General features: G+C 66.9%; 22 protein-coding genes. 13 read left to right on the plus strand and 9 right to left on the minus strand.

Going from position 1 to position 19,884, the window contains the following annotated elements; all coding sequences use genetic code 11:
• The gene (locus ACYSM9_RS12195) at positions 1-1,428 is read right to left on the minus strand and encodes a M20 family metallopeptidase (RefSeq protein ID WP_461857224.1); all 1,428 of its coding nucleotides are present in this window, start codon (positions 1,426-1,428) and stop codon (positions 1-3) included.
• Between the two features lie 144 nt (positions 1,429-1,572).
• Between ACYSM9_RS12195 and ACYSM9_RS12200 the strand changes: the two genes are divergently transcribed.
• Entirely contained in the window at positions 1,573-2,472 is a 900-nt protein-coding gene (locus ACYSM9_RS12200) for a LysR family transcriptional regulator (protein WP_461857275.1), read from the plus strand.
• Positions 2,473-2,481: 9 nt separating this feature from the next.
• Here ACYSM9_RS12200 and ACYSM9_RS12205 read toward each other — a convergent pair whose 3' ends face one another.
• Positions 2,482-2,961: an Lrp/AsnC family transcriptional regulator gene (locus ACYSM9_RS12205; protein WP_461857225.1), complete on the minus strand. Its 480-nt coding sequence runs from the start codon at positions 2,959-2,961 to the stop codon at positions 2,482-2,484.
• Positions 2,962-3,044: 83 nt separating this feature from the next.
• Here ACYSM9_RS12205 and hisC point away from each other — a divergent pair, with 83 nt between their 5' ends.
• The 3 genes from hisC to ACYSM9_RS12220 all read left to right on the plus strand — a co-directional run bounded on the left by hisC (position 3,045) and on the right by ACYSM9_RS12220 (position 5,529).
• Positions 3,045-4,148 (plus strand): histidinol-phosphate transaminase, encoded by a 1,104-nt coding sequence (hisC, locus tag ACYSM9_RS12210; RefSeq protein WP_461857226.1) that lies wholly within the window; start codon positions 3,045-3,047, stop codon positions 4,146-4,148.
• Positions 4,145-4,819: a YitT family protein gene (locus ACYSM9_RS12215; RefSeq protein ID WP_461857227.1), complete on the plus strand. Its 675-nt coding sequence runs from the start codon at positions 4,145-4,147 to the stop codon at positions 4,817-4,819. Before hisC ends, ACYSM9_RS12215 begins: the two co-directional genes overlap by 4 nt.
• 68 nt (positions 4,820-4,887) lie before the next feature.
• Positions 4,888-5,529: an NADPH-dependent F420 reductase gene (locus tag ACYSM9_RS12220; RefSeq protein ID WP_461857228.1), complete on the plus strand. Its 642-nt coding sequence runs from the start codon at positions 4,888-4,890 to the stop codon at positions 5,527-5,529.
• 67 nt (positions 5,530-5,596) lie between these two features.
• On the opposite strand, the gene ACYSM9_RS12225 is transcribed toward ACYSM9_RS12220, so the two are convergent.
• Positions 5,597-6,520, minus strand: a complete 924-nt coding sequence (locus ACYSM9_RS12225; protein ID WP_461857229.1) for a YncE family protein — start codon at positions 6,518-6,520, stop codon at positions 5,597-5,599.
• A 157-nt stretch (positions 6,521-6,677) separates the two neighbouring features.
• Here ACYSM9_RS12225 and ACYSM9_RS12230 point away from each other — a divergent pair, with 157 nt between their 5' ends.
• Positions 6,678-7,025, plus strand: coding sequence for a hypothetical protein (locus tag ACYSM9_RS12230; protein ID WP_461857230.1), 348 nt, complete (start codon positions 6,678-6,680; stop codon positions 7,023-7,025).
• Positions 7,026-7,077: 52 nt separating this feature from the next.
• Here ACYSM9_RS12230 and ACYSM9_RS12235 read toward each other — a convergent pair whose 3' ends face one another.
• From ACYSM9_RS12235 to ACYSM9_RS12245, 3 genes are all read right to left on the minus strand, one after another.
• Positions 7,078-8,010 (minus strand): threonine/serine dehydratase, encoded by a 933-nt coding sequence (locus ACYSM9_RS12235; protein ID WP_461857231.1) that lies wholly within the window; start codon positions 8,008-8,010, stop codon positions 7,078-7,080.
• Between the two features lie 2 nt (positions 8,011-8,012).
• Positions 8,013-8,288 carry a hypothetical protein gene (locus tag ACYSM9_RS12240; RefSeq protein ID WP_461857232.1) on the minus strand — a complete coding sequence of 92 codons (276 nt, stop codon included), beginning with the start codon at positions 8,286-8,288 and terminating at the stop codon, positions 8,013-8,015.
• A 72-nt stretch (positions 8,289-8,360) separates the two neighbouring features.
• Positions 8,361-9,299 carry a LysR substrate-binding domain-containing protein gene (locus ACYSM9_RS12245; RefSeq protein WP_461857233.1) on the minus strand — a complete coding sequence of 313 codons (939 nt, stop codon included), beginning with the start codon at positions 9,297-9,299 and terminating at the stop codon, positions 8,361-8,363.
• 240 nt (positions 9,300-9,539) lie between these two features.
• Here ACYSM9_RS12245 and ACYSM9_RS12250 point away from each other — a divergent pair, with 240 nt between their 5' ends.
• The 4 genes from ACYSM9_RS12250 (at position 9,540) to dctA (ending at position 14,238) form a co-directional block, all read left to right on the plus strand.
• Positions 9,540-10,658, plus strand: coding sequence for a PrpF domain-containing protein (locus ACYSM9_RS12250; RefSeq protein ID WP_461857234.1), 1,119 nt, complete (start codon positions 9,540-9,542; stop codon positions 10,656-10,658).
• Between the two features lie 25 nt (positions 10,659-10,683).
• The gene (locus ACYSM9_RS12255) at positions 10,684-12,129 is read left to right on the plus strand and encodes an SLC13 family permease (RefSeq protein ID WP_461857276.1); all 1,446 of its coding nucleotides are present in this window, start codon (positions 10,684-10,686) and stop codon (positions 12,127-12,129) included.
• Between the two features lie 136 nt (positions 12,130-12,265).
• Positions 12,266-12,550 (plus strand): hypothetical protein, encoded by a 285-nt coding sequence (locus ACYSM9_RS12260; RefSeq protein WP_461857235.1) that lies wholly within the window; start codon positions 12,266-12,268, stop codon positions 12,548-12,550.
• A gap of 197 nt (positions 12,551-12,747) precedes the next feature.
• Positions 12,748-14,238: a C4-dicarboxylate transporter DctA gene (dctA, locus tag ACYSM9_RS12265; RefSeq protein ID WP_461857236.1), complete on the plus strand. Its 1,491-nt coding sequence runs from the start codon at positions 12,748-12,750 to the stop codon at positions 14,236-14,238.
• Between the two features lie 69 nt (positions 14,239-14,307).
• Here the strand turns inward: dctA and ACYSM9_RS12270 are convergent, their stop codons facing one another.
• Positions 14,308-15,171: a hypothetical protein gene (locus tag ACYSM9_RS12270; RefSeq protein WP_461857237.1), complete on the minus strand. Its 864-nt coding sequence runs from the start codon at positions 15,169-15,171 to the stop codon at positions 14,308-14,310.
• A 144-nt stretch (positions 15,172-15,315) separates the two neighbouring features.
• Between ACYSM9_RS12270 and ACYSM9_RS12275 the strand changes: the two genes are divergently transcribed.
• Positions 15,316-16,068, plus strand: coding sequence for a GntR family transcriptional regulator (locus ACYSM9_RS12275; protein ID WP_461857238.1), 753 nt, complete (start codon positions 15,316-15,318; stop codon positions 16,066-16,068).
• A 22-nt stretch (positions 16,069-16,090) separates the two neighbouring features.
• On the opposite strand, the gene ACYSM9_RS12280 is transcribed toward ACYSM9_RS12275, so the two are convergent.
• Positions 16,091-16,549 (minus strand): PTS sugar transporter subunit IIA, encoded by a 459-nt coding sequence (locus ACYSM9_RS12280; RefSeq protein WP_461857239.1) that lies wholly within the window; start codon positions 16,547-16,549, stop codon positions 16,091-16,093.
• Positions 16,549-16,779, minus strand: a complete 231-nt coding sequence (locus ACYSM9_RS12285) for a glucose PTS transporter subunit EIIB (protein ID WP_461857240.1) — start codon at positions 16,777-16,779, stop codon at positions 16,549-16,551. Before ACYSM9_RS12285 ends, ACYSM9_RS12280 begins: the two co-directional genes overlap by 1 nt.
• Before the next feature lie 232 nt (positions 16,780-17,011).
• Here ACYSM9_RS12285 and ACYSM9_RS12290 point away from each other — a divergent pair, with 232 nt between their 5' ends.
• From ACYSM9_RS12290 to ACYSM9_RS12300, 3 genes are read left to right on the plus strand one after another with little or no spacing between them, the layout of a single operon-like run.
• On the plus strand, positions 17,012-18,262 hold the full coding sequence (locus ACYSM9_RS12290; protein WP_461857241.1) for a PTS transporter subunit EIIC: 1,251 nt from the start codon (positions 17,012-17,014) through the stop codon (positions 18,260-18,262).
• Positions 18,263-18,311: 49 nt separating this feature from the next.
• Complete coding sequence (gene nagB / locus ACYSM9_RS12295; protein WP_461857242.1) at positions 18,312-19,091, plus strand: glucosamine-6-phosphate deaminase; 780 nt, start codon at positions 18,312-18,314, stop codon at positions 19,089-19,091.
• On the plus strand, positions 19,076-19,882 hold the full coding sequence (locus ACYSM9_RS12300) for a copper homeostasis protein CutC (RefSeq protein ID WP_461857243.1): 807 nt from the start codon (positions 19,076-19,078) through the stop codon (positions 19,880-19,882). Before nagB ends, ACYSM9_RS12300 begins: the two co-directional genes overlap by 16 nt.
• Positions 19,883-19,884: the final 2 nt, after the last annotated feature.

Raw genomic sequence — 19,884 nt, forward strand, 5'->3', positions numbered from 1 at the left:
TCAGGAAACGGAGCTGGCGGGGACGGCGGCGCGAAGGCCCGCGCCGGCGGGGCTGCCGGCCGCGGCGAGGTCGAAGAACAACCCGGCGGCGATCTGCAGGCCTTCGCGGGCCACGGACTTCAGGAGGTGCTCGTCGGGGGCGTGCTGCTGGCAGCCGGGATGGGAATGCGGGACCCAGAGCGTGGGCAGGCCCAGGATGTCAGCGAAAACGAAGCTCGGGAGCGATCCGCCAATGTTGGGGAGCAGCACGGGCTTGCGGCCGGTGGTTTCCTCAAGTGAGGCCAAGGCCCAGGAAACCCACGGGCTCTCCAGGTCAAGGCGGCTGGCCGCGAAGGAACTGCCCACGGTGACGTCCACCATGCCGAACCCGGCCGCCTCCAGGTGCTGCCGGACGGCTGATTCGAGGTTCGCCGTGTCCGTTCCCGGCACGAAGCGAAGCTGCAGCGTGGCGCGGGCGGAGCCGGGAATGGCGTTGACCGGGTTTTCCGGGTTGCCGGCGCCGAGCGCCAGCACTTCCAGCGTGTTCCACGCATACAGCCGCTCGGCGGGGCTGAGTGAACCATCGCCCCAGGTGGGATCGGAGGCAGGGTCGCCGGGGTTGGCCACCACGTCGATGGCCTCCAGCGCCGCAGCCACCGGGCCCGGAATCCCCGCGGGCAGCAGCCCGGGCAGTTTGATGATGCCGTGCCCGTCCACCAACGACGCGACGGCGGCGGCCACCGTGGTGGCAGGGTTCCGCAGCAGGCCGCCCCAGTTCCCTGAGTGGTAGGAACCGCTGCGCAGATCGGCCGTCAGGTGGAAGGTGACGCCGCCGCGCGCGCCAAGGAAGACAGTGGGGCTTTCAGCGGCCAGGCGGGGTCCGTCGGAGCCGATGAAGACGTCGGCCCGCAGGGCTTGGCGGTGTGCGGCCGCAAACTCGGCGAGGTCGGGCGAACCGATTTCCTCGGCACCTTCCAGGAGGAACACGAGGTTGAAACCCAGGCTGCCGCGCTGTTCCAGAAGCAGCCGCAGGGCCACGATATTGATCCAGTGCTGGCCTTTGTTGTCGGCCGAACCCCGGCCGTACCACCGGTCTGATTCGATGCCGAGGATCCAGGGGCTGCGGCCGTTGGGCCACCCGGGGGCCTGACCGTCAACCACGTCGGCATGGCCGTAGCAAAGGACCGTGGGAAGATCGTCGCCTTCATGCCGGGTGGCCAGCAGGAAGGAATTCAGGCCGCCACGCCACGCGTCGAAGCGCTCCACCGAGCACCCCAAGGCCACCAGCGCCGGCTCCAGCACCTCATCGAGGTATGACTTCAGCGCAACCCGGCCCTCCGCCGTCGAACTCTCCGACCGGTAGGACACGAGCCCGGCGAGGTCCGCCTCGAAGCTGCCCGAATCCACGTAATCCCCTGCCGCTGACAGGAGATCGCTGCGCTGCTGCATGTGTTGGCCATCCTTTGCTGTTGGAACGTGAGTTCCAAACTAGGCGGCAGCAGCCCTCACGACCAGTATCGTTTTGTCGATGAGCTTTGACTTCAGCGCAAACCTTATGGCGGACTGCGTGGAACTGAAGGTGCGACTGTGAACATGCTGACCCCGGCGCTGTTGTACTTCGACGCCGTCGCGCAGGAGGGCACGCTCACCGATGCCGCCGACCGGCTGCACATCTCCGCGTCCGCCATCAGCCGCCAGATCAACAAGCTGGAAACCTCGCTTGGCACGCCGCTGTTCAACCGGCACGCCCGCGGTGTGGAACTCACCGAGGCAGGCCGCCTCCTGCTGGCCTACGTGCGACGGGCGGAGGCGGAGGGGGCGGCAGTCCGCGAAGAACTGCTGGTTTCCATGCAGCGCAAGACGCGCACGCTGCGGGTGGCCTGCGCGGAAGGCTTCGCCCGCGTCTGGGTCCCGTCGGCCATCGCGGGCTTCAGCCGCCAGCACGACGACGTCGAATTCCATCTGGACGTCGTCGCCTCCTCCGAGGGCACCCGGAGGGTTGCCGAGGGCGAGGCGGACGTCGCTGCCGTGTTTTCCCTCGGCCCGCAGTCAAAGGTCACCGTGGAGCACTCCATGCCCACCCCCGTCGCCTTCGCCCTGGTGTCGCCGGACCATCCACTGGCCGGCCAGCCCAGCGCCACGCTCCAGGACCTCTGCCGCTACAAACTTGCCGTCACGGCCCCCGGGTCCAGCCAGCGGGAGCTGTTCGACCTCGCCATGCAGATCGAAGGCCTCACGCCGGCCATTACCCTGCAAAGCGACCACATCAACCCGGTGATCCAGTTCGCCCGCGCCGGGGTGGGGGTATCGCTGGTCGGCGGCCTTTCGCTGGACCGGCGCGACCGGGAGGACCTGGTGGCCGTCCACCTCGAGCACCCGGTCCTGCGCCAGCGGCAGGGGCAGATCCAGACGATGACGGGCCGCACCCAGCCGGCCATCCTCACAGCTTTCGTGGACGCCCTGATCGACGCCCTGGATGACCTGGTCGGCTAGGAGCCGGCCCTACTTCTTCGCCGCCGCCTCCAGCAGCGGGACGGTCCGGGTGGGCATCACTTCCACCAGGGACATCGCGGTGCTGGTGCGCACGACGCCGGCAATCGCCAGCATCGCATTGGTCACCCGGTGCAGGTCGGCGGGGTCCCTCGCGGCCACCTTCGCGAGCAGGTCCGCGTCGCCGGTGGTGGCATGCATCTCGATGATTTCCGGAATGGTCTGCAGCGCCGCCACCGCTGTGTCGCTGACGGACTGGCTGATGGAGATGGAAATAAAGGCGGTCAGCGGAAGCCCGAGCGCCTCCGTGCGGACCCGCTGGCTGAAGGATGCCAGGCTGCCGTCGTTCACCAGCCGGCGCAGCCTCGCGTGGACGGTGTTGCGCGCCACGCCCAGCGACCTGGAGAGCGACAGGACGGTGGCCTGCGGGTCCCGGTCCAGTGTGAGGAGGATCTCTGCGTCAAGGGCATCAACGAGGTGCATAGTGAGCATTTTGCCACCTGGAGCGCCTACAGTGGTCGAATCTGTCCTGCTGTAAATGGCTGTGTTGCGCAGACGTCCTGCGCTGCCCCACGATGCTGTGCATGACCAGCACTCTTCCCGAAACCGCCCGACCCGAGGTGCGTGCCGCCGTCGCCGAACTCCCCGCCTACGTGGCTGGTAAGAGCGCCCAGACCGAACTGACCGCGGCCCTGGCATCGAACGAAAGCCACTTTCCGCCCCTGCCATCGGTGGTGGACGCGATCTCCGCCGAGGCCGGCCGGATCCACCGCTACCCCAGCATGGGCGCGGTGGAGGCCCGCGAAGCCATCGCCCGGCATCACGGCGTCAGCCCCGAAGAAGTTGCGGCCGGCCCCGGCAGCTCCGGCGTGCTGCAGCAGATCATCTCGGCGGTGTGCGGCCACGGCGACGAAGTGGTCTTCGCCTGGCGGTCCTTCGAGGCCTACCCCATCCTGGTGGCAGTGGCCGGCGCAGCCTCCGTCCGCGTACCGCTGCTGGCCAACGAACACCATGACCTGGACGCCATGGCCGCAGCCATCACCGACCGGACCCGCCTGGTGATCCTCTGCTCCCCCAACAACCCCACCGGGGTGTCCATCAATGCCGACGCACTGGAGTCGTTCCTGCAGTCGGTACCGCCGCGCGTACTGGTGGTGCTGGACGAGGCCTACATCGAATTCCAGCGGGGGCCGGGCGTGGACGCGCTGGACTTCTACCGGCGCTACCCCAACCTTTGCATCCTGCGGACATTCTCCAAGGCATACGGGCTGGCCGGCCTGCGGATCGGCTACGCAATCGCCCGTCCGGACATCGCGGAGGGCCTGCGCCGCACCGCCGTTCCGTTCGGCGTCAACCGGATGGCGCAGTCCGCCGCGGTGGCGTCGCTGGCAGCGGAGGAGGAAGTCCGCGAACGGACCGGGGCGGTGGCCACCGAGCGGACCCGCGTCATCGAAGCCCTCCGCGGCTACGGCTGGACAGTGCCGGACAGCCAGGCGAATTTCTACTGGCTCCGCGCCTCCGACGAACTTCGTGAACAGCTCCTCGCGGCCCTGGGGGACGCCGACATCCTGGCCCGCGGCTACGCCGTGGACGGCGTCCGGATCACCCTGGCGGACCCCGGGACCAACAACAGGGTGCTCGCGGTCCTGGCCGACCGCGCGGGGTTCGCGGCAAAGTGAGCACCGCCATCTCGCCTGCCCACCAGGCCACCAGCGCGGAACAGGGCTCGACGGCGGCACCCGCCGCGCCGCCGTCGGCCGTCCGCCATACCGTGGTTGAGGACGTCCTGGGCATCCTGACCGGCACGTTCGCCGCCTCGCTCGGGCTGTTCCTGCTGAAGTCCAGCGCCGCCGTGACAGGTGGAACCGCCGGCCTGGCCCTGCTGCTCAGCTACACCGTCCCGCTGCCGTTCGGCATCATCTTCTTTACCGTGAACCTGCCGTTCTTCGGCTTGGCCATCTGGAAGAAGGGGTGGAACTTCGCCCTTCGCACCGGCGCCGCCATCGCACTGGTCTCGGTGATGGCCAGCCTGCATCCGGCCGCGCTCGGGCCTCTGCACATCGACCCCATCTACGGCGTGCTGGGCGGAAACCTGCTGGCCGGCGTGGGGCTGCTGATCCTGTTCCGGCACAAGTCCAGCCTGGGCGGCTTCAACATCCTGGCCCTCCTGCTGCAGGAAAAACTGAAGTGGCGCGCCGGCTACGTGCAAATGGTCCTGGACGTAGCGATCGTGCTGTCCGCGCTGGCTCTCGTCCCGCCGATGATGGTGCTGGTCTCCGCGGCCGGTGCCACCCTGCTGAACCTCATCCTCGCCCTGAACCACCGGCCCGGCCGGTACCTGGGGATGTAGGCGCGGGGACAATTTTATTCCCCAAAACTGCCTGAAATTTCTGCACGGAAGCTGCTGTTGCCGCCCATATGACAACAATCGGAATCATCGGTGCAGGACACATTGGAAGCCAGGTTGCCCGGAAGGCGGTGGAACTGGGCTACGACGTGGTGATCAGCAACTCCCGCGGGCCGGAAACCCTGAAGGACCTGGTGGCGGAGCTCGGCCCGAAGGCACGGGCGGCCACCGCGGCCGAAGCGGCAGCCGCAGGCGACTTCGCCGTGGCCACCGTGCCGCTGAAGAACTACAAGGACATTCCGGTGGAGCCGCTGGCCGGCAAGATCGTCATCGACACGAACAACTACTACTGGGAGCGGGATGGCCGGATCCCCGCCCTGGACAACGGCGAAGCCACCACGTCCGGGCTGCTGCAGGAGCACCTACCGGAATCCAAGGTTGCCAAAGGCTTCAACCACATCATGGCGCGGGACATCACCACGGACGGAAGCCCTGCCGGAACGGAAGGCCGCCGCGCCCTGGCCACCGCCAGCGACTACCCCGAAGCGGCGGAACTGGTCACCCGGCTGTACGACCAGTTCGGCTTCGATACCGTCAACGTCGGGCCGCTCTCGGAGAGCTGGCGCGTGGAGCGGGACCGCCCCGCCTACGTGAAGCGCCAGACCGCTGCGCAGCTGAAGGACAACCTGGCCAAGGCGACGCGGACCATCTAGCCGGCCGCAGCACACAAAGAACTGGCTGGCAGTCCACACTGCCAGCCAGTTCCGCCTTTGAAGCCTCCTAAAGGTCCGGGTCGTGCGAGGGTACCAGCACCACCTCGAACGGGCTCGGCGGCTGGTTGAACTGGGCGTTGACTGCGGCCAGCGTGTCCCCGAACCGTGCCACAGTGGTGGGCACATTGAAATCCGGGCTCTTGATGGTGTCCCGCAGGACACCGGAGGACAGGTCGCTGGTGAGGTCAATGCGGGCAATCTGGTTCAGGAAGTTCTGGACCGCCCACACGTCGTCCCCATGCACCAGGATGCCGTCCACGTTGGGAACGCTGACACCCTTGATCGCGGCGCTCTTGCCGTTCTTCGGATTGACTGTGTACAGCGCACCGTTGGCGCTGTGGGCCACGATGAGCGTCTTGCCGTCCTCGGTGGCGGCGATGCCGTTGAGGTTGAAGCCCTGCGTGAGCTCGGCAGCCGGGCCCTTCAGCTTGAGGGTCCGCACCTTGCCCAGTTTGCCGTCGTCACGCACGGGCAGGAAGTACAGTTCTGCAGCCATCGAGTTGGTGAACCAGGCACCGTCCGCGGTCAGGGCGACGTCATTGATGAATCCATCCCCGAGTTTGATGTCCGCCACGGGCTTGCCCGTGTCTGTGTCATAGATAAAAGCCTTGCCGGTTCCCGCGCCCGCCACGAACAGCAGGTCATTGCCGGTATCCACCTTCATGCCGGCCGCTGCCCGCCCCGCAGGTGCGTCGATAAAGCGTGTGGCGGTGGCCTTGCGGATGTCGCCGCGGAAAATATCGCCCGTGGTGAGTTCCCCCGCGTAGAAGGTCTTCCCTTCGCCGGCCGCGATGCCCTCGGCGGAGGTGGCGCCGTCGAGCACTATGACGCCGGAAGGCGGATCCGCGGAGGCCGGGAGGGCTGTGGGGAGTAGGAGTGAAAGTCCGGCGACAAGTCCTGCTGCGGCCCGCCGTCGTGCTGTTCCGCGCATGCTGGTTCCTTAGTCTGGTGGTGATGCGCGCGGGGCCTATCTGCGGCAGCTCCGCACGATTGGTGCTGCCATTTTAAGCTCTGTTGACAGGCCCGCGAAGGCATGGGGGTACCTAATCTGCTTACAATCGAACCCTCTGACCACTACCGAGGGACCCATGAAGAAATTCGCCACAGCCCTGTTTGCCGCCGGCCTCGTTGCTTCCGCCACGGCCTGCTCCGCTTCCCACCAACTGACCACCGCTGAGACCTGCGAGCGGATCCAGGCCGTTGTGTCGAACCCCGCGAACAACGCCGGCAAGACGGGCATGAACAACCTCGCCAACCAGATCCGGCCCATCCATGCCGTGGCCTCGGACGACCTCAAGCCCGCGCTGGCGTCCATCCTTGCCTACACGGACGAACAGGCCAAGGAGAACCCGGACAAGGACAAGCTGGCCGACCTCCAGTCCGGCTACCAGGAAGCCGGCAGCACGTACACCAAGTTCTGCCAGGCCGCAGGCTAGTACAGCTGGTCCACTTTGTCAGGGGACCGGCCGCCGGTCCCCTGTCTTTGGATTACAGCGTTGCCGGGTCCGTGTTGGCGCCGCAGAGAATGACGGCAACGCGTTCCCCGGCCCTCGGCACATAGGCCCCTGACGCCAGGGCCGCATAGGCTGCCGCGGCGCCGTGCTCCACGACCATCCGGTAGTCGTTCCACAGGGCAGTCCGCGCCGCGACTATCTGCGCGTCGGAGACCAGGACGCTTCCGACGCCGCAGCGGACCGCGACGGAGAAGCCGATGTCGCCTACCCGGCGGGCCCCCAGGGAGTCCGCGGCGACCCCGGACACGGCGACGTCCACCGGCTTCCCGGCGGCCAGGGCAGCATGCAGCGTGGGAGCCGTTTCAGGCTCCACCGCCACCACGTTGGCCGAGCCTTCCACGGCGGCGGCAACACCGGCCATCAGGCCGCCACCGCCCACCGCCACCAGGACCGTATCAACGTCCGGCACCTGCTCCAGCAGCTCGGTGCCCACGGTTCCGGCGCCGGCAGCGATCTCGGGCTGGTCATAAGCGTGGCAGTACACCGCGCCCGTCCGCTCAGCATGTTCGACGGCGGCCTGGTAGGCCGCGGCGTACTCCGCCCCGCCCTGCACCACGGTGGCGCCGATGGCCTTCAGCTTTGCGACTTTGACGGCGGGCGCAGCCTCTGGGACGAAGACGGTGGCGGGCACCCCGAGCTGCCTGGCTGCATAGGCGTTGGCCAGCCCCGCGTTTCCGCCGGAGGCCACCACCACTCCGACATCCGCCCGCAGCTCCCCGCGCTCCTTGCTGGCCAGGATGCGGTTCAGCGCGCCGCGGGCCTTGAAGGTTCCGGTGTGCTGCATGAACTCGCATTTGAACCACACCTGGCCAGGGGCCGTGCCGCCGTCGGCTTCGAGCACCGGCGTACGGCGGATGAGCCCGGCGGTCCGTTGCGCGGCCTGGTCAATATCGACGTGGGTGATCATGCTCAGACGTCGCCGTCCCAGGTGCCGGGTTCCTCTGCCGCGTCTTCCGGCTTGCCGTCCTGCCCCGCTGCACCGCCTCCCACATACGACGCCGGCACTGTTCCGGCAGCGTATGCCTGCTGCTCCTCACGGATGTTCGCCGCACCCGGCTGCTCGGGGTGCTGGCCGGACTGTGGCGCCTTGGTGGCCTCATCCCTTGCATCATCCTTGGCTTCATCCGGGTCGCCGGGGCCGCGAAGGTCTGCGGTGTTCTGGGGATCGTCACTGGAAACGGTCATGGTCCTGCCTTTCACCTGGGAACTGCATCAAAGGGACCGGCGTCAACCGGGGTCCGCTTTCCACCCTATGGTCTACAGGTAGTCCCCGGCGCGTTCGCGGGCGATTTCCAGCAGGGTTGAATGGAAGGCAACCTCCGCCGGCGCGTACACCTTGTCCTGCCGCTGGGCCAGGAGCACCCGGCGCAACGGGGCCGCCTCCCCCAGGCTGAGGACCCGCACGTCAGGATGCTGGAGGGCCACAGCGGTTTTCGGGACCATGGCCACCCCCATGCCCACGCTGACCATGGCCTGGGCCTCCTGGTAGTCGTTGGCCTGGAAGGCGATGGCAGGTTCGAAACCGGCGTCGTGCGCGGACCGCTGCAGCACCTCCACTACCGGGTGGGCCTCCGCCCGCACAATCCACGACTCGTTGCGCAGGTCCGCCATGCTCACCTGGTCCCTGTCCGCGAGCCGGTGCCCCCGCGCCACCAGCACCACCGTGCTCTCACGGAAAACCTCCGTGACCCGGATGGCGTCGTCGTGGAACGGGTTCCAGGGATAGTCCCATAGCAGGCACAATCCGGTCACCCCTGATTCCAGGTCGGCGACGAGTTCATCGAACCTGGCACTGCGCAGCGACAGGCCGATGGCGGGGTAGCGCTTCTTGAAGGCGCGGATGACGATCGGCAGGAAGGATCCGGCCAGGGTGGGGAACGTGCCTACCGTCAGCGATCCCCGCTTGAGTCCGGCCAACTGGTTCAGGTCTGCCTGGGCCGCCTGCATCTGCCGGACGATCTTCCGGGCGTGCCCGGCGAGCATCTGGCCGGCCTCGGTGGGGACGACTCCCCTGGAACGGCGGTTCAGCAGGGGCTGCCCCACCTCCTGCTCCAGCTTCCGTAACTGCTGCGACACCGCGGAGGGACTGTACAGGCGCAGCTCGGCCGCGGCGGTGATGGAACCCTGCTCGACCACCTCCATCAGCAGGGAGAGCCGCCGGATGTCGAATAAATAGTCATCGTCTTCGTGAAGCAACGCTTAATCCTCCTGCTGCATCGGTACATCACCTGCAGGTTCGGCCCCAGGATCCGCGGTTCCAGGCTGGAAACCCCGCGACAGCCACCGATCTTTGGTTAAACAAGCCTCAGACTGCTTGTGATTTAAGCAATCCTACAGCCCTCTTCAACTATTGAACATTGTCTTAATTTGTGAGCTGGCTCATTCTCGATCTAGGCGCCACAACGGAAACCAGGCACAAGGAGATGTGGGACAACAATGAGGTTTGAAGCGGAATGGATGCGCGGCGGCACCAGCAAGTGCTGGGTGTTCGAGGCCGAGCACCTCCAGGAAGGCGGTGCCGGCCTGGACGTGTTGCTGCCCCGCCTGTTCGGGAGCCCCGACTCCCGCCAGATCGACGGCGTGGGCGGAGCCACCTCCACCACCAGCAAGGCAGTCATCCTGCACCGCCCGGCCGAGGACGGCGTGGACATCGAGTTCACCTTCGCCCAGGTGGGCATCGAGGAAGCCGCCGTGGACTGGGGCAGCAACTGCGGCAACTGCTCCGCCGTGGTTGGACTGTATGCCATCGAGAAGGGGTGGGTGGTTCCTACCGGGGACGTCACCCGGATTGTCACCCGCAACACGAACACCGGCCAGATCATCGTGCAGCGGGTGGCTACGCCCGACGGCGCCCTGCCGGACTCCCCCACCGCGGGAATGCCGGGCGTGCCCTTCCCGGGCCACCTCGTAGGCCTCGGCTTCCAGGATCCCGCGGGAAAGACCACCGGGGCGCTGCTGCCCACCGGCGCAACAACCGACGTCATCACGGCCGGCGGGACGCGCTGGACCGTCTCCATGGTGGACGCCGGAGCCCCGGTTGTCATGGTCCAGGCCTCGGAATTGGGCCTTGACCTGGGCCGCTACGACAGCTGGCAGGCAGGCGTCGAGCAACAGCTCGGCACCCTGGAACAAATCCGCCGGCAGGCAGCCGTCCGGATGGGACTGGCTCCCACCACTGCCGCAGCGGCACGCGCCATCCCCAAGGTCGCCATCGTTGGCCCGCGGACGGACGCGGACCCGGCATGCGATATCAACGTCATGATGCTCTCGATGGGGAAGCCCCATCCTGCTTTGGCCATCACCGGCAGCATCGCACTGACCCTGGCAGCCCGCACCCCCGGCACGGTGCTCAACGCCATGACCATTGACGCCGCTGGAAGCACCCTGCGACTCCGCACCCCGGCCGGCGTCATCGAAACCTGGAGCGAGGAGCACGCCGGAAGCCTGCTCGTCGGCGTCGACCGTACCGCCCGCACCATCGCCACCACCATCATCCATCTGCCTGAGGTGTCCGGCAGCGACGTCGCTGCTTCCCTCGCGGGCGCTACCCTTTGAGGAGACCATCATGACCAAGACCCTTCTGACCAAGGATGCGGAGCGCACCGCTGCGCCCGTGAACGACACACTGGACGACCGCCCCGGGCGGACCTCCTCCCGGCGCCGTATCCTGCTGTGGACGGTGGCCGGTGTGGCCATCCTGGCTGTGGTTGCCCTGCTCTTCGGGGGCGGCATCTTCAACCAGGCTGCCGCCACGAGTTCGGAGCCGACCATGACAGCAACCCAGATCATCCCGCTGGTGATCCTTGTGGTGATGTTCGTCGTCGCCACCAAATGGCCGCTGAACATTGGCGTGATGGGGCTGGTGGCCTCGTTCGGCGTCGGCTATTTCATGCTGGGGATGTCGGACAAGCAGATCCTCGAGGAATTCCCCGCCAGCATCGTCCTGACCATCATCGGCGTCACCTACTTCTTCAGCATGGCCCAGCGGAACGGCACCATCGACATCATCGTCAAGGGCTGCGTGCGGATGGTCCGCGGCAAGACGCTGCTGCTCCCCTGGGTGTTCTTCCTGATCGCCGCGGCCCTGACCGCGCTGGGAACGTTCTCGCCGGCCGCCATCGCGCTGCTGGCACCGGCGGCCATCGGGTTCGCCTACGAGTCCCGCATCCACCCTGTGGTCATGGGTGCGTTCATCATCAACGGCGCCCACGCCGGCGGCTTCTCCCCGCTGTCCGTGGCGGGCGTCCTGGTGCACAACATCGCGCAGAAGAACGACTTCCCGATCTCGCAGAGCGGGCTGTTCCTCGCAAGCTTCGCCCTGAACCTCATCCTCTCCGTGCTGACGATCGTGCTGTTCGCCCTGATCGGCAAGCTGCGCGACGGCGCCAGCGGCGTGCACGTTGACATCGACACGTCCTCCGCCGGCCGCCCGCACGGCCAGCAGATCCTGACCCTGGCACTCATTGCCGCGATGCTGGTGTGCACCCTGGGCTTCCACATGCCGATCGGCTTCGTCGCCCTTTCCGCCGGCCTGCTCCTGGCCTTCGTCAACATCAAGGAACACAAGACCTTCATCGGCGGCATCTCCTGGTCCACCGTCCTGCTCGTTGCCGGCATGATCACCTACGTGTCCCTGCTGGAGCATGTGGGCGTCATCGATACCCTCGCCGAGCAGGCCCTGGCCCTGGGTGCGCCGCTGCTGATCGCACTGGTCCTGTGCTACGTGATCGGCGTCGGTTCCGCCTTCGCTTCGTCCACGGCACTGCTGACCGCGTTCATTCCCCTCGCCGGCCCGCTGCTGGCCACGAGCTCCCTCAGCGCCTCCGGAACCGTTGCCGCGCTGGCCATCGCAGCCACCGTCGTCGACGTTTCCCCCTTCTCCACCGACGGTGCGCTGGTGGTAGCCAACGCCCGCGACGACGACCGGCAGCGCGTGTACAAGCAGCTCATGTTCTACTCGGGTGGCGTGGTCCTGGTGGCCCCTGCACTGGCATGGGCACTGCTGGTTCCCACCGGCATCATGTAAGCAACTGGAACCAGGAACAAGCGGCCCGTCAGCAACTCGCTGGCGGGCCGCTTTGCTGTGAGTTGCGGCTCATCCCGGGACGTTGGCGCCGCCCGGGGCGTTAAGCCATCACCGACCCCCGGCGAAAGGAGGCCGCGTGATCATTGTCCTCACGGGAATCGACGGAACAGGAAAGTCCACCGCAGCCCGCGCCCTGGTGTCCGCGGTGAAAGGGGACGGCGGCAGGGCACTGCTGCTGGGCAACCACGCGGGCAGGCGGAGCCTGTCCAACCTCTCTGCCCGGCTGGGACTGGCCCTGCCCCGCCGGCCGGCTGACGCCGTCGAAACATGCCTTCGGGTGTGGAACGTCCTGGCCTCGCATCGGCGCGCCCGGCGTTTGACGCCGCCTACCGGGAACTTCCGGAGTACGCGGACTTCATAACGGTGGACGCCTCACTCCCGCCTGCCGGGATTGCCGAACAGCTCGCGAAGCAATTGGGAGGCCTCCGGTCAGTCACAAATCGCCCATAGCATTCCGTAATGTGGAAATACAATTTCCTCTTGCGGAATCAGTGTGACCGGGGTTACGTTGGGTTTAGCCCCGCAAACGGGTTGTTCCCAATTGATAGGCAAAGGTCAATGAAGATCCCAAACCCTGAGGCACTGAAGGCGAGTTCGGTGCCCGCGAAGAGGAAGCCGCTGTATAAGTCGCTCTTCTTCCAGATTCTGATCGCCGTCGTGGCAGGTGTCCTCATCGGGCATTTCTGGCCGGACCTCGGATCACAACTGAGGCCGCTCGGAGATGGCTTCATCAAGCTCATCAAGATGATCATCGCGCCGCTGATCTTCCTGGTGATCGTTACCGGAATTTCGGCCGTAGGCGACGTCAAGGCGGTTGGACGGGTTGGGGTCAAGGCCCTGCTCTACTTCACGGCGGCAACGCTGTTCGCCCTGGTCTTCGGGCTGATCGTGGGTAATATCGTCCAGCCCGGCGCCGGCCTGAACATCGATCCTGCCACCCTTTCCCAGACGGACCTGGATGCCAAGACCGGCTCGGGCGCACCAAAGGATGCCGCATCCTTCATCCTGGACGTCATCCCGTCCAGCGTCGTAGGGGCATTCGCCAGCAACAGCCTGCTGCAGGTCCTCTTCTTCTCCGTTTTCTTCGGTTCAGCCATCGTGGTGATCGGCCGCGAGCGCTGCATGCCGGTCATCAGCCTCATGGAGACAGTCCTGGAACTGATCTTCAAGATCATGGCGTGGATCATGAAGGTTGCCCCCATCGGCGCGTTCGGCGCGATGGCGTTCATCATCGGCCAGTACGGGCTGGACACGCTCGGCACCTACGCGCAGCTCATCGCCGCGTGCTACGGCGCGGCAGTGGTCTTCATCGGCCTGCTGTTCCTGGTTGCCTGGGGTTTTGCCCGCGTACCGCTGTGGCAGTTCCTGAAGTACACCCGCGAGGAATTCCTCCTGGCCCTCGGCACGGCCTCCACCGAAGCCGTCATGCCCCGGATCATGACCAAGCTGACCAACGCCGGCTGCTCGCGGGCCACCACCGGTCTGGTGGTCCCCACCGGCTATTCCTTCAACCTTGACGGTGCAGCGATCTACCTGTCCATTTCGCTGCTGTTCCTGGCGCAGGCCTTTGGGCACCACCTGGACCTGGGCCAGCAGCTCGCCGCCCTCGGCGTGCTGCTGCTGACCTCCAAGGGCATGGCAGGGGTTCCCGGGTCGTCCTTCCTTGCCCTCTCGGCAACCGCCGCAGCGCTCGGCATCTTCCCTGTTGCCGGCGTCGCGCTCCTCCTCGGCGCCGACCGGCTGATGGACTCCATGCGGGTAGTGGTCAACCTGCTCGGCAACTGCGTCGCCACCTTCGTCGTTTCCAAGTGGGAGGGCCAGTTCGACCGCAGCGTCATGCTGCGCGCCTTCAAGGGCGAGATCACCAACCACGATTCGGCCATCCTGCTGGGCAAGGAAGAGGACTTCGAGGGCCAGGAACTGCAGCGGCTCAGCGCGGGAGAGGACCCCTCACCCAAGTTCCGCGGTGCACCGGCCCCCGAGATGGTCACCGAATTCCCCGTGGCAGGCGCCACCAGCCGCGTGGGGCTGGGCAGCAAGCCCAAATAGTCTCCGCAACCGCGGGAAGGGGAGGGGCAGGACCACACCAGGTCCTGCCCCTCCCCTTCGCAGTCGGAGCTACCGGGACGCTGTCGGAGACGACGTCATGCCGCTGCCGGAGGTCATCGTGGCAGTAGCGGTGGACGTTGCCGTGGAGGTGGCACCCGGTGAGGATGTGCCCATCGAGCCACCGGACGGGCTGGTGGCGGTGGCGCTGGACGTTGCACCGCCCCCGGCCTTCGCCAGCACATCGTTGATCAGGTCTTCAAGCTCCTTCTGGTCCTGGTCGCCCAGGTCCGTGCCGCTCTTGGTGGCAACCACCAGCAAGCGTCCCTGGGCGGCGGAAACCTGCATCAGCTTCTGCTGGTTGTCCCCGCTCCGGGTGCTGACGGTGGCAAACGTCGTGTCCGCGTCAGTATCCGCCTTCAACTTTTCACTCGAGACGTCATACTTCTGCCCCAGCGCGGACACCGAGAACGTGGCGCACTGGCCCATCTTGCCGCTGACGTCCTCCAGGGTCTTCACAGCGTCCGGGCCGCTGCCGCCGGACTGCGCGGACAGCGTCCGCGGCTTGTTGCCCTGGGACAGCGCGACGGCGACATCGCCGGACTCCACCTTGTCCAGCAGGCCTGCGGTGGCGATGTCCTTGCATTCCTTGGGATCGATGGTTGCGGTGCCCATCAGCAGGTTGGCGATGTTTCCGCCCTGGTCCACCTGCTCCTTCGAGTAAAGCTTCAGCTCATTGCCGTCCGAGTCCTTCATGCCCGAGATGAGGTTGCGGAGCTCGTCCTCGGAGTACACCTTGGCCCCGGCCGCTTTGGTGGCGGACGCGGAGGCCGTCGCCGTACCGGAGGGGGTGGCAGAGCCGCCACCACCTCCCGAGCAGCCGGCCAGGACCAGCATCGCCGCGGTCATCACGCCAAGCGCGGAAACTTTTCGCATCGGGTTACCCTCCAAAAATTAGAAAGCATGCTTAGTGTTTCTACTGTAAAGGCTCGGGCGCTGAGACGGAAAGGGCAAGGCCGGTATGGAATAATCCGAGGAGGTGGTCCTGACCGGACCGCTCCAGATCCAGGGAGGGGCACCATGTCCGCCAGACCAGCCGGCACGGCGCAGGCGGCAAGCGCGCCGATCAACAATTCCCACGTTCCCAAGCACGAACAACTGCGCCTCATCATCCTTAAACTCGCCAAGGAGGAACTGGAGCCGGGAGCCAGGCTTCCCAGCGAGCGGGACCTCATGGATGCCTACGGCGTCAGCCGCATCACCGTGCGCGCCGCGATCGGCCGCCTGGTTAACGAGGGCCACCTGGTGCGCGTCCCCGCCAAGGGAACTTTTGTAGCGGACTCGCCAGTCCAGTCCACGCTGCACCTGGCGTCCTTCACCCAGGAGATGGAGGCCATGGGCCACGTCCCCAGCACGGTGGTACTGGTGGCCGAGCGCATGGCGGCGCCCGAAGACACGGCGGATGCACTGGGCCTCGCACCGGGCGCGGAGGCATACCACCTGAAGCGGCTGCGCCTGGCCGACGGCCGGCCGGTGAGCGTGGACGACGCCTGGTACAACCCGCAGCACGCCCCCGGCCTGCTGGACATAGATCTCACCGGCTCCGTCTACAAGGCGCTGGCCGCGCAGTTCGGACACCAGATCGACCGGGCACGCCAAAGCGTCCGGTCCGAGGGCGCCCCGGCGGATGTCGGGGCGCTCCTCGGGACGGGAACGGGGGCACCGGTGCTGGCGTTCGACCGCGTGTCCTACTCAGGCGCCCTGGCCATTGAGCATTCGCGCTCCTGGTACCGCTCGGACCGCTACTCGCTCACCATGGAAGTCAGGCTCTAGGCTCCAGCCCGGCGGCCCGGCCTCAGCCCAGCGAAAAGAGCAGGCCGCCGCTGGCCACGGTCCCGGCCGCCGCCAGTATCGCGGTGTCGGGCTTGGTATCAAGTACGACGACGGGACTCACCATCGAGTAGCCCGCCGCCAGTGCGGCGGCGGGCTCCACGTGCATCACGGGCTCGCCCGCTTCAACGGTGTCCCCCTGGGCGATCAGCAGCTTGAAGCCTTCGCCCTTGAGCTTCACGGTGTCGATGCCGACGTGCGTCAGCACGCCCTGGCCCGATGCGGTGACCACCACGAAGGCGTGGGGCAGGAGCTTGACCACTTCTCCGGCGACCGGGGACACGACGTCGAACGCTTCCCCCGCAGGCGGTTCCACCGCAGCGCCGGAACCCACCATCTGGCCCGCGAACACGGGATCCGGAACCTCCGCCAGCGGAATGACGGACCCGCTGATCGGGGCGTGGACCTCCAGCGCAGCCGCCATCAGAGCAGGTCCTCGATGTCTTCGGCGAGGGTGTCCGCCTCGGGTCCAACGATGACCTGGACGGCCGTGCCGGCGGCCAGCACGCCATGGGCCCCGGCAGCCTTGAGGGATGCCTCATTGACCAGCGAGGAGTCCCTGACTTCGGTGCGGAGGCGCGTGATGCAGGCCTCCACTTCCACGATATTGCCGGCTCCACCCAGGCCTTCAATGATTTTTTCTGCTTTGGACATGGCTGCCCTTTCTGACGGTGCCCGTTTGGAGCACATCTTCGAACACCGGGCCGGCGGCCCAGGTACGACCAATTCCTGGATTGTTGCACCGCAAGGCCTGCGCCTCAATGGTGTTCCCGTTGCCCTTGACAGGCGATCGTGGGATGAATCACACTGAACTGGTCATAACCAGACAGTACCGGTTTGAACCGTCACTCCACAACCCCCATTTCCGATCCGCAGAGGTGTTCACATGTCAACGTCCGAGACCACGGCCCTGGCTCCAGAGAAGAAGCCAAACCGGGCCTTCGCCACCCTTCAGCGGCTTGGCCGCTGCCTCATGCTCCCCATCGCCGTCCTTCCCGCCGCAGGCCTCCTCCTGCGCATCGGACAGGCCGACCTGCTGGGCGCCATCCCCGGTTTTGAGGGCGGTGCCGCCGTCATCTCCGCCGCAGGCAACGCCGTCTTCACCTGGCTGCCGCTGATCTTCGCCGTCGGCATTGCCATCGGCTGGGCCAAGAAGGCCGACGGTTCCACTGCACTGGCAGCGGTGGTGGGCTACATGGTGATCGACGGCGTCTTCAAGGCCATGTCCCCGCTGGTCCTGGCAGGGCAGGTCGACGCCGCCGGCAAGCCCGCGATGATCAACTACGGCGTCCTGGCCGGCATCGTCGTGGGCCTGTTCTCCGCCACGCTGTGGCAGCGGTTCTACCGCACCAAGCTGCCGGACTTCCTGGGCTTCTTCAGCGGCCGCCGCCTCGTTCCCATCCTGACCTCCGTGACCAGCCTGGTTGCCGGCGTCGTCCTGGCCCTCTTCTACCCGCTCTTCAATGCCGGACTCTCCGCGGTCGGCCAGGCCGTGGCAGGCAACGCCGTTGCCGGCGGCGCCGTCTATGGTTTCGCCAACCGCATGCTGATTCCCGCTGGCCTGCACCACATCCTGAACTCCGCCGTCTGGTTCCTCATCGGCGACTACACGGACGCCTCCGGCCACCTGGTCCGCGGCGACCTCAACCGCTTCTTCGCCGGTGACCCGAGCGCGGGTGTGTTCATGGCCGGGTTCTTCCCCATCATGATGTTCGGCCTCCCGGCAGCAGCACTGGCCATCTGGCGCCATGCCAAGCCCTCGCAGAAGAAGATCGTCGGCGGCATCATGCTCTCCACCGCCCTCACCGCGTTCATCACCGGCATCACTGAGCCGCTGGAATACTCCTTCATGTTTGTCGCCTTCCCGCTGTACATCGTCCACGCTGCCCTGACCGGAACCTCGATGGCCCTCGTGAACGCCCTGGGCATCCACCACGGGTTCACGTTCTCCGCCGGACTCATCGACTTCATCCTCAACTTCGGCAAATCGCAGAACGGCTGGCTGTTGATCCCCATCGGCCTGGGCTACGCGCTGGTCTACTACTTCCTCTTCTCCTTCGTCATCAAGCGCTGGAACCTGCGCACGCCCGGCCGTGAGGACGACGAAGTCACGGTGGAGACCGAACCGGCGAAGTAGGCGCCGCCGTCGTCCTGCCCTCCTCCCTCAACTGAAAGCACCGCACCGCATGGAAATCATCATTCTTCCCACCGCTGACGACGTGGCCCGCACGGCCGCGGATGCCATCGAGGAACAGGTCCGCAGCGGGCCGTCCGTCCTGGGGCTGGCCACAGGCTCCACTCCCCTGGGCACGTACCGGGAACTCATTGAACGGCACCGCGACAACGGGCTGAGCTTTGCGTCCGCGCAGGCCTTCCTGCTCGACGAATACGTGGGACTGCCCGCTGGCCATCCGCAGTCCTACCACTCGGTGATCCGGGAGGAATTCACGGCAAGCGTGGACTTCGGAGCGGATGCGGTCCACGGGCTGGACGGCATGGCCGCCGATCCCCGGGCGGAAGCTGCCCGGTACGAGGCCGGGATCGCGGCGGCCGGAGGCGTTGATATCCAGATCCTGGGCATCGGCACCGACGGCCACGTGGGCTTCAACGAGCCCATGTCCTCGCTCGCGTCCCGCACCCGGATCAAGACCCTCACCCGGCAGACGCGCCTGGACAACGCGCGCTTCTTTGCTTCGCCTGACGAGGTCCCGGAGCACGTGCTGACGCAGGGGCTCGGAACCATCCGGGAGGCGCGGCACCTGCTGCTGCTCGCCATGGGTGAGGCCAAGGCAGATGCGGTGGCTGCCGCTGTCGAAGGTCCCGTTGCGGCCATCTGCCCGGCGTCGGCCCTCCAGCTGCACCCGCACGTTTCAGTGCTGGTGGACGAGGCCGCTGCCTCCCGTTTGGCCCACCGCGGCTACTACCAGGACACCTTCGGCCGGAAGCCGGCATGGCAGGGGCTGTGAGGTCCGGCGCGCCCGTGGCCACGACGGTTCCGCAGCTGGAGCTTGCGGTGGAAAACAGCGACGGCGTCAGGCTGGCCGCCGCTGTTGGCGCCGCCCGGGTGGAACTGTGCGCGGCCCTTGCCGGGACGGAGGGCATCACGCCGAGCATCGGCACGATAGCGCAGGCGTGCCGCGTGGGTCTTCCCGTCCATGTCCTGGTGCGGCCGCGGCCAGGCAACTTCATGTACTCCGGCGATGAACTCGACGTGATTGAACGGGACGCGGCTGCCGCCATGCGTGCCGGTGCAGAGGGCGTGGTGGTTGGCGTCCTCGCTGCGGACGGCGGCCCCGACGTTGCGGCCACCGGGCGCATTGTTGCTGCGGTGCGGGCCGTGCGGCCGGATGCGGACGTAACCTTCCACCGGGCATTCGACGCGGCCCTGGCCGCCGGGGTGGACCCGGCCGAGGCACTGTCGCGGCTTGCGCAGGCCGGCGTCAACCGGGTCCTGACCAGTGGCGGCAGCCCAGACTGCGCGGCCGGCCTGCCGATGCTGGGCAGGCTGGTGGAACTGGGTCGCCGGCACGCCCCCTCGGTGCAGATCATGGCCGGCGGGGGCGTGACCCTGGGGCTGGTACCGTCACTGCTTGAAACAGGGGTGCACGCCGTGCACACCTCTGCACGGCCCCGGCACGCGAATGCTGCGGGTGGAAGCGGCCGGGCCGATGACGCCGACCCGGAGCTGGCCGCACGGATGGCGGCCGCTGTCACAGCTGCAGCGTCGGCTGGCGCGTCGGCGACGGGAGGGCGGTAAGC

Source organism: Arthrobacter sp. C152 (assembly GCF_054890965.1).